Below are 14,502 nucleotides of genomic sequence, written 5' to 3'. Positions count from 1 at the left end.
AGGGCTATGCCACCCATCTCGGCGCCCGCGGCGTGACGCTGTCGGGCGGCCAGCGCCAGCGCATCGCCATTGCCCGCGCCATCCTGCGCGACCCGCCCATCCTGCTGCTGGATGAGGCGACCAGCGCGCTGGACGCGGAATCCGAGCAATCCGTGCAACGGGCGCTGGAGGCGCTGTCCCGCGGCCGCACCACGCTGGTGGTGGCGCATCGTCTGGCGACGGTGCGGAACGCCGACCGGATCGTGGTGATGGAGGGCGGCCGCATCGTCGCGATGGGCACGCATGATGCGCTGGTGCGGGAGGGCGGGCTCTACGCCCGCCTCGCCGCCTTGCAGTTCCAGGAAGTGGCCTGAAGGCTACGCCCGGCGCGCTGGCTCCTCATCCGGCAGGCAGCCCCCGGGGGTGCAGTCATCCACGGTCTTCGGCAGGTCGCGAGCCAGGCGTGCCAGCAGTTCCTGGCGCGAAAGGCCGGTCTGGCGGGTCAGCTCATCCAGCGTCTCGGCGCCGATGGCCCGTTCCAGCCGGTCCGGCGCCAGATCCTGGTTGGGCCCCTGACGGACCCAGGACTCGGCCGTCTCACCCTCGCCCGCGTCGCGGAACCGGGCCAGCAGGTCCCGCAACCCGCCGCTCAATCCGCCGGAGGCAGCGCCGCCGCCGAGCAACCCGCCCAGCATGCCTTGCAGGCCGCCCTGCCCGGCCTGGCCCGGCGCGCCTGAGCCGGTGCCGGCTGGAGAAGCGCCGCGCTGGCCCATGGCACCGTTCAGCATTTCCGAAAGCTTGTCGCGATTCTGGTAGCCAGCGACGGCCAGCACGCCCAGCAGGGCCGTCATGGAGGGGAAGCCGCGGCTCATGGTTTGCTCCGGATAAAGGGGCCACCAGAACCCCTGGGCGACGCCGAAGTTCCGGTAACCGCCCTCAATCCGCGCCTGGCGCGGCGAAGGGCACGCCTACGGTCCGCACCAACCAGGCCAGCCGGTGGCGCTGGGCCGCCTGGGCATGAGCCCGGCTGGCGGCCTCCGCCGCCGCGCCATCCCGCGCCCGCAGCGCGGCGAGGATCGCCTGGTGTTCCGCATGCGCCGCCTCCGCCCGGCCGGCCACGGTCAGCAGGCTGGGCAGCAGGGCCATGGTGGCGGAAATCAGTTCCAGACTGCGCAGCAGGTAGCGGTTGTGGGCGGCCAGGTACAACAGACCGTGGAAGCGCTGATTGGTCTCGGCCAAGGCGCGCGCATCGGTGAACAGCGCCGGTTCGCCGGCGATCAGCTCGGCCATGGCGCCGATCTCGGTCGGGCTGGCGTGCTGGGCGGCGAGGCGGGCCGCGGCGCCCTCCAGCTCCTCCCGCATCACGTACAGTTCCACCACCTGCTGGTGGTCCGGGCGTGTCACGCTCAGGCCGCGGCGGGGCTCGTGGGTCAGCAGACCCTCCGATTCCAGCCGGGCGATGGCCTGCCGGACCGGGGTGCGGGAGACACCGAAGCGGGCGGCGAGGTCCGTCTCCGTCACCCGGAATCCGGGTGCCAGCGCGCCCTCGCGGATGGCGGCGCGGATGCGGCCATAGGCTTCCTGGCCGAGATCGCGTGAGGGGGGCGGCTGGTCCATGCCCCAGGGTGTAGCGCAGCCGGCCGGCCCAATGGAACAACCGACTGGACATCAGTGGATACGAGTGGATACAAGACCGCGAGCGTCCAGGGAGACCCCAAAGTGCCGGATTTCGCCCGCCTCTATGACGTGCTGGTGGTCGGCGGCGGCAATGCCGCGCTCTGTGCCGCCATCACGGCGCGCCGGGCCGGTGCCTCGGTCATTCTCTGCGAGGCCTCCCCGCAACCGATGCGCGGCGGCAATTCGCGCCACACCCGCAACCTCCGCGCGCTGCATCCCGGCCCCACCCAGGTGCTGACCGACAGCTACCTGGAGGAGGAATACTGGGACGATCTGAACCGCGTCACCGGCGGCAAGACCAATGAGGACCTCGCCCGGATGTGCATCCGCGCCAGCCAGCACGCGCCGGATTTCCTGGCGAGCTGCGGCGTGGTGTTCCAGCCCTCACTCTCCGGCACCCTGTCCCTGTCGCGCACCAACGCCTTCTTTCTGGGCGGCGGCAAGGCGCTGGTGAATGCGCTGTACCGGGAAGCGGCGAAGCTTGGCATCGTGACGCTGACGGATACCGAGGTGCAGCACATCCAGGTGGATGACGGCTTCGCCAGCGAGGCCATCATCTCCCATTGCGGCTTCCCGCAGCGCATCCGCTTCAAGGCGCTGGTCGCGGCCAGCGGCGGCTTCCAGGCGAACCGCAACTGGCTGCGGGAGTATTGGGGCGATGCGGCCGACAACTTCCAGATCCGCGGCACCCCCTATGCCCAGGGCACCATACTGAAGGATCTGCTGGCGCAGGGCGTGCAGCAGGTGGGCGACCCCACTCAGTTCCACGCCGTGGCGAACGACGCCCGCGCGCCGATGGAGGATGGCGGCCTCGCCATGCGGCTGGATTGCGTGCCCTTCAGCCTGGTGGTGAACCGCGATGTGGAGCGCTTCTACGACGAGGGCGAGGATGTCTGGCCGAAGCGCTACGCCATCTGGGGCCGACTGATTGCGCAGCAGCCGGGGCAGATCGCGCTGGCCGTCACCGACAGCAAGGCGGTGATGAATTTCCTGCCCAGCGTCTACCCGCCCTTCAAGGCCGACAGCATTGCGGAGATAGCCGCACAGGCCGGCTTCGATGCCGGCAAGCTGGAGAAAGTGGTGGCCGATTTCAACGCCGCCGTCCGCCCCGGCACCTTCACGCCGATGGTGCCGGATGATTGCCGGACGGAGGGGCTGGTCCCGCCGAAAAGCCACTGGGCGCGGCGCATCGACACGCCGCCCTACTATGCCTACCCGCTGCGACCGGGGATCACCTTCACCTTCCTCAGCGTGAAGGTGAACGAACAGGCCCGCGTGCTGATGGCGGATGGCAAGCCCTCCGCCAACATGTTCGCCAGCGGCGAGATCATGTCCGGCAATATCCTCGGCCAGGGCTACCTGGCTGGCTTCGGTATGACCCTCGGCACCGTCTTCGGACGGCTGGCCGGAGAAGGAGCGGCGCGCCATGTCCGCAACTGAATTTTCCCAGACCGGGATGAGCAAGCTCGACCTGCTGTTGCAGGAAGCCACCACGGTGGAATCCGACGCCTACCAGGATGCCCGCCGCCAGATGGCCGTGTGCAATGCCTGCCGCTACTGCGAGGGCTATTGCGCCGTCTTCCCGGCCATGGCCGCGCGGCGGGAATTCGAGAAGGCGGACCTGACCCACCTCGCCAACCTCTGCCACAACTGCAAGGGCTGCTTCCACGCCTGCCAGTACGCGCCGCCGCATGCCTTCGGCATCAACATCCCGGCGACCTTCGCGACGGTGCGTCAGGAAAGCTACGCCGAATTCGCCTGGCCCACCGGCATGGGCAAGCTGTTCGATCGCAACGGCACGCTGCTGGCGGCGGCCACGACCATCTTCGTGACGCTGGCGCTGGTGCTGACGGTGGCGCTGCGCGACCCGGCGGTGCTGTTTTCCGCGCAGACCGGCACCGGCGCCTTTTTCCGCATCATCCCGCTCTGGCTGATCAACCTGCTGGCCGGCGGCAGCTTCGGCTTTGCCGTGATCGCCATGGCAATGGGCGCGATCCGCTACTGGCGCGGCACCGGCGGCATGGGCGGCAGCTTCCAGCCGCAGCCGGCGGTCGATGCGGCGGTGGATGTACTGACGCTGCGCAACCTCGGCGGCGGCGGGCATGGCTGCAATGATTTCGACGATAGCTTCGCGCAACACAGGCGCTGGCTGCATCAGGCGATGTTCTTCGGCTTCATGCTGTGCTTCGCCGCGACCAGCACGGGCGCGGTGTACCACCATGTCTTCGGCTGGCACTCGCCGCATGCCTTCCTGTCCCTGCCGGTGCAGTTCGGCACCTGGGGCGGCGTGCTGCTGTGCATCGGCACGGCCGGCCTGCTCTGGGTGAAGACGGTGACAGACCCGGCGCCGGTGGCGCGCAAGCTGATGGGGGGCGAATACGCGCTGCTCGGCCTGCTGTTCCTGATCGGCTCCACCGGGCTGCTGCTGCTGGCGATCCGCCATACCAGCGCCATGGGCATCATGCTGGCGCTGCATTTCGGCCTGGTGCTCGCGCTGTTCGTGGTGCTGCCCTATTCGAAGATGGTGCACGGCATCTATCGTGGCATCGCGCTGCTGCGGAATGCGCGGGAGAAGCGGCCAGCCTAGGGAAAACGGGCGATGCGACATTTCTACGGCTGGGCGACGCCCAATTCCCAGCGCGTCTCCATCATGCTGGAGGAATGTGGCCTGGAATACGCCGTGACCGGCGTCAACATCCGCGCCCGCCAGCAATTCGCGCCTGAAATCCTGGCGCTGAACCCGTATGGCAAGATCCCCATCCTGGTGGAGGATGGGCGCCCGATCTTCGAAAGCGGCGCCATCCTGCTGCATCTGGCGGAACGCCACGGCGTGCTGCTGGGGGAGGATCGGACCACCACCCTGTCCTGGCTGATGGTGGCGCTGACCTCGCTCGGCCCCTTCACCGGCCAGGCGCATCACTGGACCGAACTGGCGCCGGAGAAGCCGGAAGCCGCCCGCGCCCACACCACGGCGCTGGTGGACCGGGTCTATCGCCTGCTGGATGCGCGGCTGGCGGAGGTGCCCTATCTGGCCGGCGCCACCTGCTCCATCGCCGATATCGCGGCCTATCCCTGGGTGGCGAAGCATGGCTGGGCGGGGCGGACGCTGGCGCCGACCCCGCATCTGGCCGCCTGGTTCGACCGGATGGGCGCGCGGCCGGCGGTGCAGCGGGGGATGGTCGTGCCCGCAGGCGCGCGGCTGGAGTAGGTGCCCGCAGGCGCGCGGCTGGAATAGGGCAAGCAACTTTCCCCGCGTGCCCCGTTCATCTTTTCCCGCTATGCTGCACCGCCGTTGTGGCCACCGAGGATGCACCAGATGAACGCGCAGACCCCGCCCCCCGGACGCGAGCTGATGGCCAGGGGCACCGAGGCCCTGACCCGCTTCGTGGAACAGGCCCATGCGATGGGTGAGGTCGCCCGCAAGCAGATGGCCGCCATGGCCCCGGCGCTGGCCCCGCCACAGGTGATGGATGGCGCCGGCCCCACCGGCTCCGCCTTCTTCGGCCGGTCGCCCTTCGCGCTGATGGCCGATGCCATGGCCTATGCGGTAGATGCCTCGCAGCGTTCCGTCCTGTTCTGGGACACGATGCGCCAGGCCGGCAACGACTTCACCGAGCATGAGAAGGCCGGCTGCCCGCCGGTGCTGATCTTCGAATGGGACATGGTGGTGGATGGCCGGCACCTGCCGCGCCGCTGCAACTACGCCCTGGTCCGCATCAAGCCGCCCGAAGGCTTCCGCGAGGCCGATCCGGCCATGCGCCCCTTCGTCATCATCGACCCGCGCGCCGGCCATGGCGCTGGCATCGGCGGCTTCAAATCGGACAGCCAGGTGGGCGTGGCGCTGCGTCGCGGCCATCCGGTGTATTTCGTGATCTTCTTCCGGGACCCGGAGCCGGGCCAGACCATCCTCGACATCACCGAGGCCGAGGCGATCTTCCTCCGCAAGATTCACGAATTGCACCCGGAGGCGCAGCGCCCCGTGGTCATCGGCAATTGCCAGGGCGGCTGGGCGGTGATGATGCTCGGCGCCTCGGAGCCGGAGTTGACCGGCCCGCTGGTGCTGAACGGCGCGCCGCTCTCCTACTGGGCCGGCGAGAAGGGCCGCAACCCTATGCGCTATACCGGCGGCCTCGCCGGCGGGTCCTGGCCGGCGGCGCTGCTGGCCGATCTCGGCAACGGCACCTTCGACGGCGCCAATCTGGTCGCCAACTTCGAGAGCCTGTCGCCCGGCAACACCAAGTTCCGCAAATACTACAATTTGTACGAGAAGGTGGACACCGAGGCCGAGCGCTTCCTGGAGTTTGAGCGCTGGTGGGGCGGCTACTTCCTGATGACGCGGGACGAAATCCGCTGGATCGTCGAGAACCTGTTCATCGGCGACAAATTCGCCCGCGGCGAAATCTCCGCCGGCAAGGGTGCGTCCTTCAATATGCGCTCGGTGAAGTCGCCGATCGTGGTCTTCGCCTCGGCCGGCGACAACATCACCCCGCCCGGCCAGGCGCTGCGCTGGATCGCCGACGTCTATCGCGACGAGCAGGAAATCAAGACCCTCGGCCAGACCATCATCTACCTGGTGCATGACGAGATCGGCCATCTCGGCATCTTCGTCTCCGGCAAGGTGGCCAACAAGGAACACACCGAGATCGCCAATACGCTCGACCTGATCGAGAGCGTGGCGCCGGGCCTGTATGAGCTGCGCATCACCGGCACCGCCGGCAGCGGGCTGAATACCGGCTATCAGGTGGAACTGGTGGAGAAGACGGTGGCCGATATTCGCCTGTTCTCGGCCGATGCGGAGAACGAGGCCTTCCCGGCAGTGGCGCGCATCTCCGCGCTGAACCAGATGATCTATGATCTGTTCGCCAGCCCCATCGTGCGGCAATTCGCCACCGAGGAATCGGCCGAGCTGCGCCGCCAGATGAACCCGATGCGGGCGCGCCGCTATCTGGTGAGCGACGCCAACCCGATGATGAAGCCACTCGGCGCCATGGCCGATTTGGTGCGTGCGAACCGCCAGCCGGTGGCGCCCGACAACCCCTTCATCGCCATGGAACGCGCCTGGGCCGACAGCGTCGAGCGCAGCATCGATTCCTGGCGCGACTGGCGCGATTCCATGCAGGAAACCGCCTTCCACGCGGTCTATGGCACGCTTTCGGCGCTCAACGTCGCCTCCGAGATACCGACCATCGATGTGCCGCCGGAACTCGCCGGCGAAACGCCGGATGTGCGCGCGGCGCTGGATCGGGTGGCGGAAGGTGGCTACGCGGAAGCGGTGGTGCGGATGATGATCCTGCTCGCCAAGGCCCGCGGCGGCGTGCGGCGCAACCGGCTGGCACGCTCGAACGCCCTGCTGACCACGGAGGAGCCCTTCGCGCAGCTCACCGCCTCCGCCCGCCAGGCGCTGATCCGGGAACAGACGGTGGTGGTGGAGATGGCGCCTACCGAAGCCTTCGAGACGCTGGTGAAGCTGCTGGCGACACCCGAGGACCGCCGCCGCGCCCTGGCGGCGGTGGCCGATGTGGCGGGGCCGGAGGAGGAGCTTGGGGAGCCGGCCCAAGCCATGCTGGCCCGGCTGCGGGGGCTGCTCCTGCCCGCGTAGCCGCGCCGATTCAGGGCCCGGTGGATTCATCACTGGGCAATGGCAAGGTGGGATCATGCCCTCGCATCCGGTGCCCCCGCGCCGGATTCCAAGGCCGCAAAAATTGCGGCGCCGAGGCAAGAGGGCCAACCCCAATGCTGCTGAACCCCACCGGCACCGGCCGGACTGCCCGCGCGCCCGATTTCGTGGCGGCATCCCTGCTCACCTCCGCCGACGGCGCGGAAATCCACCTCGTCGCCCGCGATGGCCGCCTGCTGCGGCTGCCGACGGATGAGGCGAACGCCCGTCAGCTCATCATCGGCCTCTGGAAGGCCCTTGACCGGGAACGGTAGCCCGCCAGGACAGCGTTCCGGGATTGCGCGGCGCCACGCGGCTTCTATCGTGCCCCCTTCGGGGAGCAAGCACATGGCGGAAACGCGCAAGGTTGCGATTGTGGGGGCGGGGCTGATCGGCCGCGCCTGGGCCATGATCTTCGCCCGGGCCGGCTGGCGCGCCGCCCTGCACGACCCCTCCCCCGCCGCGCTGGATTCCGCGCCAGGTCTTTGCCTGGCTGGGTTGCAGGAACTGGCCCGGCACGGGCTGTGCGATGACCCGGAGGCCGCCGCCGGCCGCATCAGCGTCGCCCACAGCCTGACGGAGGCGCTGGCCGGCGCCGAATTCGTGCAGGAAAACGGGCCGGAGGATGCCGCGACCAAGCGCGCCATCTTCGCGGAGCTGGATTTCCTGGCCGCGCCGGATTGCATCCTGGCCTCCTCCACCAGCGCCATCCCGGCCTCCGTCTTCACCGAGGGGCTGGCCGGCCGGGCGCGGTGCCTGGTGGCGCATCCGGTCAATCCGCCGCACCTGGTGCCGGTGGTGGAGCTTTCGGGCGCGCCCTGGACCGCGCCGGAGACCATTGCGCGGGCGCGCAAGATCTTCGCCGATATCGGCCAGGCGCCAATCACGGTAAAGCGGGAAATCGAGGGCTTCGTGTTGAACCGCCTTCAGGGCGCGCTGCTGGCCGAGGCGTTCCGGCTGGTGCAGGAAGGCTATGTCTCGCCGCAGGATCTGGACACCACGGTGGCGGAGGGACTCGGCCTGCGCTGGTCCTTCCTCGGCCCCTTTGCCACCATCGAGCTGAACGCGCCCGGCGGCATCCCGGATTACTGCGCGCGCTACGGCCCCTTCTATGGCCGCATCGCCGCCGCACCGCCGAGCCCGGAGGTGTTCGGTGCGGCGGGGATTGCCCGCATCATGGAGCAATGGGGCGAAACGCCCGATCGGGCGGAGATCACCGCCCGCAGCGCAAGGCGCGATGCAAGGCTGGCCGCCCTGGCCGCCCACAAGAAGAAGGTTGGAGAGGCATGAGCCGAAAAGTCATCATCACCTGCGCGGTCACCGGCGCGATCCACACGCCGAGCATGTCGCCGCATCTGCCGATCACGGCGGAACAGATCGCCGACGCCGCGATCGGCGCGGCGGAAGCCGGCGCCGCCATCGTCCATCTGCACGCCCGTGATCCGGTAGATGGCCGCCCGGACCAGTCGCCGGAGGCCTTCGCCCCCTTCCTGCGCGTCATCAAGCAGCGCAGCGACTGCGTCATCAACATCACCACCGGCGGCGCGCCGACCATGACCATCGAACAGCGGGTGAAACCGGCGGCGAGCTTCGCGCCGGAAGTGGCCTCGCTCAACATGGGTTCGATGAATTTCGGCCTGTTCGGCATGCTGAACCGGTTCAAGGATTTCCAGCACGACTGGGAACAGCCCTACCTGGCCAACAAGGACATCCTGTTCCGCAACACCTTTGGCGATATCGAATACATCCTGAAGACCTGCTCGGAGAACAACACGCGCTTCGAGTTCGAGTGCTACGACACCTCCCACCTATACAATCTGAAGTATTTCCTGGACCAGGGGCTGGTGAAGGCGCCGCTGTTCATCCAGACGGTGTTCGGCCTGCAGGGCGGGATCGGCGCGCACCCCGAGGACGTGATGCACATGAAGCGCACCGCGGACCGGCTGTTCGGCGACAGCTACCGCTGGTCGGTGCTCGGCGCCGGCCGCAACCAGTTGCCGATCGCCGCGATGGCGGCCGCGATGGGCGGCAATATCCGCGTCGGGCTGGAAGACAGCCTATGGGGCGGCCCGGGCCGCCTGGCGCGCAGCAATGCCGAACAGGTCCGCAGCGCGCGGCAGATCATCGAGGGGCTGGGCCTGTCCGTCGCCACGCCGGAGGAGGCGCGGGAGATGCTGTCGCTGAAGGGCGGCGACCGGGTGAATTTCTGAACGACATCCGTGAGAGTACGGAGACCCGACGCAGCCTCTCCTTCACGACGGGGGCACCACGGGCAGGCGCACCCGGTCGCGTCCCTCGCGCCGCAGCAAGCCGGCGCGTTCCAGCCGCGCAAGCGCCCGGTACGTCGCTTCATGGGAGAGGCCGAGTTCGGCGGCGAGCGACTTCCAGGAGCACCCGATGCGGCGCGTGCCGTCAGGCTCAGGCGGCAAGGCGTGCAGCATATCGAGCAGCCGATCCGCGGCGTGCGGCAGGGCAAGGCGTTCCGCACGCGCCCGCTCGGCAACGAGCCGCGCCGCGAGATGGGCTGCAACACGCCAGGCGAGATCCAGATCGGCCATGGCCGCACGGCGGAGGTCTGCGACGCCGTAGATCGTGACGAAGCCGGGGGCGGCGCAGATCGCGTCGCAGTGGTGATGGCTTTCGAAAAGGCTTGCCTCGGCAAACGTATCGCCCGCCTTCGCTCGATGAAGGATGAGCCGGCGTCCCTCCGAGGAGAGGCGGACAAGCTCCAGCGCCCCCTCGCGCACGAGGACGAGCCCAAGCGCGGGATCGCCCGCCCGGAACAGTGCCTCGCCGCGCGCCAGGCGCCGGTCTCGGCCAGGTGGCAGGGCCAGAGGCAGATCGTCATTCATATGATCCCGGTCATAGCTGCCCGGAGCCGCTCCGCGCTACCCATTGTCGTATGAACCACGCAATCGCGCTTCCCATCGCCGCCCTCGCCCTCGTTGTTACATGGTCCGCAATGGCGCAATCCAGCGGGCGGCACGGGGAACATCATGGCCACAGCGCCCCGCCAGGCGCAGTGGAGTCGCAGCCCTATGCCGGTTTGGAGAGCCGCCGGATCAAGGCGCTTTCGGAGGCAGAGACGGCGTCCCTCCTCCAGGGGCACGGAATGTCGCTCGCCCTGGCAGCCGAGTTGAATGGCTATCCGGGCCCGATGCATGTGCTGGAACTCGGCGACGCCCTGGGCCTTACACCCGCCCAGCGGGCGATGGCCGAAGGGCTTCATGAGCGAATGGCGCGCGCGGCACTTAGCCTCGGAACACGGATCGTGGCGATGGAGGCGGAGCTGGACCTGCTATTCGCGACCGGGGCCGCCGAGGCGGGAAGCCTGGCGGCGCTGACAGCCTCGATCGGCGCCCTGAATGGAAGGCTCCGCGAGGTTCACCTCGCTGCACACCTTGCCATGCACGATGCCCTCAGGCCCGAACAGCGCGTGAGCTATGCACGGCTTCGGGGCTACGCAGGCGCACGCTGAGGCGCTGGTCCGGGGAGGCGATCCGGCGTCGCGCCCCAGCGAATCGCAGGCCAGAACCGGTCGCTGAAAGGCGCCCCTACCCGTGGATGTTCCCGTTCCGCGCCGACCAGCGATAGGTGATGTCGCCATACTGCCGGCCGACGATCCGCAGCGGCAGATCCGGCCGGTAGATCTCCATCGCATAGGCCGGGCGGTAGTCGCAGACCAGCTTGCCGGTGGCATCGGTGATGTAGACCCAGGTCGCCGGCCCGACCCGCCAGGTGACGCCACCATGATGGGCGATGGTCATCGCCACGATGCCCCGGCCGGAGGCGCCGTAATTGCGGACGGAGCGGATGAAGGGCCGGTAGCGTGCCGGTTCATTCGCCACTGCCGTGGCGATGATGCCATCCTCATGATCCTCCACCAGCGCCTTCACCACGCCCGTGACGATGGCAGCACCCGAGCCGATGGCCCCGCCGACCATCGAGGCGACGCTGCCCATGCCCCACAGCGCGATATCCCCCGGCTGCGGCGCCTTGCCGCTGATGATCCAGACCGCCGGCTGCACCAGCGCGCCCACGCCATTGCCGACAGCCCCGCCCAGCGCGGCGCGCCCGGCCGTGCCGGTGCCGCGCTCGATCAGGCGCGAGATGGTCTCGGACGCGATGGTCTGCGCCGACTCCCGCCCGATATTGGAGGAGTTGTTGATCAGGTCGGTGATGCCGTTCGATTCCGCCGGCGGGGTGAAATCCCCGGCGGCGGGCTGGGTGCTTCCGCTCATCGGCGAGGGCTCCTGACTGTCTTGCCGGGCGCAGGTTAACCAGCCGCGGCGCCTTGCCGCGTTTCGCTCTGCTTCACGCGATTACGCGTGATGGCAGGCCACCAGCGCGCCATCCTCACGCGGCGTCAGAGCCGGGCGTTCGGCGCGGCAGATGTCGGTCGCCTTCGGGCAGCGCGGGTGGAAGGCGCAGCCGGAGGGTGGCGACAGCGGGGATGGCAGCTCGCCGGCAATCGGCTTGAAGTTCGCCGCCTCATCGCCCTGCAGCCGCAGCTTCGGCACGCTGTCCAGCAGCCCCTGGGTGTAGGGGTGGCGCGGCGCGGCGTAGATGCGCGCGGCGATGCCGCTTTCGACGATGCGGCCGAGATACATGATGGCGACGCGGTCCGAGACATGCCGCACCACGGACAGGTCATGCGAGATGAACACGCAGGTCAGGCCGAGGTCGCGCCGCAGATCCAGGAACAGGTTCAGGATCTGCGCCTGGATCGAGACATCCAGCGAGGCCACCGGCTCGTCGCAGACCAGCATCTCCGGCTGCATCGCAAGCGCCCGCGCGATGGCCACGCGTTGCCGCTGGCCGCCGGAGAATTGGTGCGGGAAGCGCGTGGCGAAGGCAGGGTCGAGGCCGACGCGCGCCAGCCATTCCGCCACCATGCGCGGCGCGGCAGCGCGGGTGGTCAAGCCATGGGTGACGGGGCCCTCGGCGATGGTCTCGCCAATGCGCATGCGCGGGTTCAACGAGGCGAAGGGGTCCTGGAAAACCGTCTGGATGCGCGTGGTGGCCTTGTGCCGCCCGGCCATGGGTGCCGCGCCGGAGACCAGCACGCGGCCGCTGGTCGGCGCCATGATGCCGGCCAGCATGCGGCCGAGCGTCGATTTGCCGCAGCCGCTCTCGCCCACCAGCCCCAGCGTTTCGCCCGCGGTGACGGAGAGCGAGACGTCGGACACCGCCTGCACCGCCCGCCGTTCCACCTGCGCGCCCAGCGCGCCGGCAATGCGGTCGCCGAGCGACAGGCGCGGGTCGAAGCGCTTGGTGACGCCTTCGGCGACGAGAACCTGCTCCGCAAGCGGCCGATTCACGGCGCCGCGCCCTTCGCCGCTCTGCCGATCGGGCGCACTCACGCCGCCACCCCCAGCGGATGATGGCAGCGCACCAGCCGGTCGCCCGTCACCACATCCGGCGGGTCATTCGCACAGACGGCATCGGCGCGCGGGCAGCGTGGCGCGAAGGGACAGCCGGGCGGCAGGGCAAGCAGGCTCGGCGTGGTGCCGGGGATCTGGTTCAGCTTCTCGCCTGGCTTCGCCGTAGCAGGCAGGCTGTCCAGCAGCCCGCGCGTGTAATGGTGGCGCGGCGCGCGCAGCACCTCTCCCACCTTGCCGGATTCGACGATGCGGCCCGCATACATGACCAACAGCCGGTCCGCGAGGGAGGAGACGGTGGCGAGGTCGTGGCTGATCCAGACCAGCGCCGTCCCGGTCTCCCGCGCCAGTTTCTGCATCTCCGCCAGGATCTGCGCCTGGATCGAGACGTCGAGCGCCGTGGTCGGCTCGTCCGCGATGATCAGGTCCGGCCCATGCAGCAGCGCCGTCGCGATCGCCACGCGTTGGCGCATGCCGCCGGAAAATTCATGCGGATAGGCATCCAGCCGCGCCGCCGCATCCGGAATGCCGACGCGAGTCAGGGTGCGGGTCGCCAGGTCCCGCGCCGCCGCCTCGCTCGCCCCACCATGCGCGCGCACGGCGAGCGCCATCTGCTGGCCGATGGTCAGCACCGGGTTGAGCGTGGCCGCCGGGTCCTGGAACACCATGGCGATGCGCTTGCCGCGCAGCCTGCGCATCTCCGGCTGCTTGAGACCCACCAGTTCCTGCCCATCGAAGCGGATGGAGCCGGAGACGATGCGGCCGGGTGGATCGACCAGCCCGATCAGCGAGAAGCCGGTGACGGATTTGCCGGAGCCGCTTTCGCCGACCAGGCCCAGGATCTCGCCACGTGCCAGGCTGAAGGACACGCCTTCCACCGCTTTCACAACGCCGGCGCGGGTGAAGAAATGCGTGCGCAGATCGCGGACTTCGAGAAGGCTCATTTGCGGAGCCTCGGGTTGAACTGGTCGCGGATCTGGTCGCCGACGATGTTGATGGCGACGATCAGCAGGATCAGCGCGATGCCGGGATAGACCGAGATCCAGCTTCGCCCGTTCATCATGTAGGGAAAGCCATTGGCGATGAGCATGCCCAGCGAAGGTTCGGTCGGCGGCAGCCCGAGGCCAAGGAAGGACAGCGTGGCCTCCAGCGCGATGGCATTCGCCACCTGCACGGTGCCGACCACGATCAGCGGCGGCAGGCAGTTCGGCAGGATGTGGCGCAGCACGACGCGCCAGCTCGGCAGCGGCGTGGCGGAAGCGGCCTCCACATAATCCTTCTGCCGCTCCGCCGTGGCGGCGCCATAGGCGGTGCGGGCAAAATACGCATATTGCGCGGCCACCAGCGCGATGATGAGCTGCGTCTTCCCCTGCCCCAGCACCGCCACCAGCACCAGCGCAAGCAGGATCGCGGGGAAGGACAGCTGCAGGTCCACCACCCGCATCACCAGCGCCTCGACCCATCCGCCAAGATGCGCGGAGAGAATGCCGAGCGTGGCGCCCAGCGTCATCGCCACCGCGCCGGCCACCAGCCCCATCTGCAAGGAAATGCGGAGCCCGTAGAGAATCGCGGAAAGCAGGTCCCGCCCCTGCGCATCCGTGCCCAGCCAATGCGTGTATTCGCCGGAGCCGACATAGCCCGGCGGCCGCCGCGCATCCATCAGGTCGAGGATCGCCAGGTCATAGGGGTCCTGCGGCGCGAAGATCGGCGCCGTCAGCGCGGCCAGCACCACCAGCACGACGACCGCGAGCGCCACGACGGCAACCCAATTCTCCCGGTATTCCCGCCAGAAGCTTTTCACAGGCGCAT

General features: G+C 68.9%; 16 protein-coding genes. 9 read left to right on the top strand and 7 right to left on the bottom strand.

The genetic code is table 11. The features are described 5' to 3' along the window. Positions 1-353: ATP-binding cassette domain-containing protein (locus tag Q8S40_RS00165; RefSeq protein ID WP_305668807.1), on the top strand; the 353-nt coding region annotated here is incomplete at its 5' end. 3 nt (positions 354-356) lie between these two features. Here Q8S40_RS00165 and Q8S40_RS00160 read toward each other — a convergent pair. Further along, the gene (locus tag Q8S40_RS00160; RefSeq protein ID WP_305668806.1) at positions 357-851 is read right to left on the bottom strand and encodes a YidB family protein; all 495 of its coding nucleotides are present in this window, start codon (positions 849-851) and stop codon (positions 357-359) included. Between the two features lie 64 nt (positions 852-915). Then, positions 916-1,596: a GntR family transcriptional regulator gene (locus Q8S40_RS00155; protein WP_305668805.1), complete on the bottom strand. Its 681-nt coding sequence runs from the start codon at positions 1,594-1,596 to the stop codon at positions 916-918. Between the two features lie 102 nt (positions 1,597-1,698). Between Q8S40_RS00155 and tcuA the strand changes: the two genes are divergently transcribed. From tcuA to Q8S40_RS00120, 7 genes are all read left to right on the top strand, one after another. After that, positions 1,699-3,096 (top strand): FAD-dependent tricarballylate dehydrogenase TcuA, encoded by a 1,398-nt coding sequence (gene tcuA / locus Q8S40_RS00150; RefSeq protein ID WP_305668804.1) that lies wholly within the window; start codon positions 1,699-1,701, stop codon positions 3,094-3,096. A 16-nt stretch (positions 3,097-3,112) separates the two neighbouring features. Further along, positions 3,113-4,243, top strand: a complete 1,131-nt coding sequence (gene tcuB / locus Q8S40_RS00145; RefSeq protein ID WP_305668803.1) for a tricarballylate utilization 4Fe-4S protein TcuB — start codon at positions 3,113-3,115, stop codon at positions 4,241-4,243. A gap of 12 nt (positions 4,244-4,255) precedes the next feature. Then, entirely contained in the window at positions 4,256-4,864 is a 609-nt protein-coding gene (locus Q8S40_RS00140; protein WP_305668802.1) for a glutathione S-transferase family protein, read from the top strand. Positions 4,865-4,972: 108 nt separating this feature from the next. After that, positions 4,973-7,255: a DUF3141 domain-containing protein gene (locus tag Q8S40_RS00135; protein ID WP_305668801.1), complete on the top strand. Its 2,283-nt coding sequence runs from the start codon at positions 4,973-4,975 to the stop codon at positions 7,253-7,255. 134 nt (positions 7,256-7,389) lie between these two features. Then, positions 7,390-7,587, top strand: coding sequence for a hypothetical protein (locus Q8S40_RS00130; protein ID WP_304812250.1), 198 nt, complete (start codon positions 7,390-7,392; stop codon positions 7,585-7,587). Positions 7,588-7,660: 73 nt separating this feature from the next. Further along, positions 7,661-8,602, top strand: coding sequence for a 3-hydroxyacyl-CoA dehydrogenase (locus Q8S40_RS00125; protein ID WP_305668800.1), 942 nt, complete (start codon positions 7,661-7,663; stop codon positions 8,600-8,602). After that, positions 8,599-9,522, top strand: coding sequence for a 3-keto-5-aminohexanoate cleavage protein (locus Q8S40_RS00120; RefSeq protein ID WP_305668799.1), 924 nt, complete (start codon positions 8,599-8,601; stop codon positions 9,520-9,522). The genes Q8S40_RS00125 and Q8S40_RS00120 overlap by 4 nt, the downstream gene beginning before the upstream one ends. 42 nt (positions 9,523-9,564) lie before the next feature. On the opposite strand, the gene Q8S40_RS00115 is transcribed toward Q8S40_RS00120, so the two are convergent. Continuing rightward, positions 9,565-10,164, bottom strand: coding sequence for a Crp/Fnr family transcriptional regulator (locus Q8S40_RS00115; protein WP_305668798.1), 600 nt, complete (start codon positions 10,162-10,164; stop codon positions 9,565-9,567). Between the two features lie 260 nt (positions 10,165-10,424). Here Q8S40_RS00115 and Q8S40_RS00110 point away from each other — a divergent pair, with 260 nt between their 5' ends. Continuing rightward, the gene (locus Q8S40_RS00110; protein WP_305668797.1) at positions 10,425-10,790 is read left to right on the top strand and encodes a hypothetical protein; all 366 of its coding nucleotides are present in this window, start codon (positions 10,425-10,427) and stop codon (positions 10,788-10,790) included. A gap of 76 nt (positions 10,791-10,866) precedes the next feature. Here the strand turns inward: Q8S40_RS00110 and Q8S40_RS00105 are convergent, their stop codons facing one another. The 4 genes from Q8S40_RS00105 to Q8S40_RS00090 all read right to left on the bottom strand — a co-directional run bounded on the left by Q8S40_RS00105 (position 10,867) and on the right by Q8S40_RS00090 (position 14,494). Then, positions 10,867-11,553: a hypothetical protein gene (locus Q8S40_RS00105; RefSeq protein ID WP_304812259.1), complete on the bottom strand. Its 687-nt coding sequence runs from the start codon at positions 11,551-11,553 to the stop codon at positions 10,867-10,869. 81 nt (positions 11,554-11,634) lie between these two features. Beyond that, positions 11,635-12,633: an ABC transporter ATP-binding protein gene (locus Q8S40_RS00100; RefSeq protein ID WP_305668796.1), complete on the bottom strand. Its 999-nt coding sequence runs from the start codon at positions 12,631-12,633 to the stop codon at positions 11,635-11,637. A gap of 38 nt (positions 12,634-12,671) precedes the next feature. Further along, positions 12,672-13,637 carry an ABC transporter ATP-binding protein gene (locus Q8S40_RS00095; RefSeq protein WP_304812263.1) on the bottom strand — a complete coding sequence of 322 codons (966 nt, stop codon included), beginning with the start codon at positions 13,635-13,637 and terminating at the stop codon, positions 12,672-12,674. Continuing rightward, a complete protein-coding gene (locus Q8S40_RS00090) occupies positions 13,634-14,494 on the bottom strand; it encodes an ABC transporter permease (RefSeq protein WP_305668795.1) in 861 nt (286 codons plus the stop codon). The genes Q8S40_RS00095 and Q8S40_RS00090 overlap by 4 nt, the downstream gene beginning before the upstream one ends. Positions 14,495-14,502 lie beyond the last annotated feature (8 nt).

It is taken from the genome of Falsiroseomonas sp. (genome assembly GCF_030695085.1).
GTDB lineage: Bacteria > Pseudomonadota > Alphaproteobacteria > Acetobacterales > Acetobacteraceae > Falsiroseomonas.
Note: the sequence above shows the minus strand (reverse complement) of the source record. Positions and strands in the feature narration are given on the sequence as shown.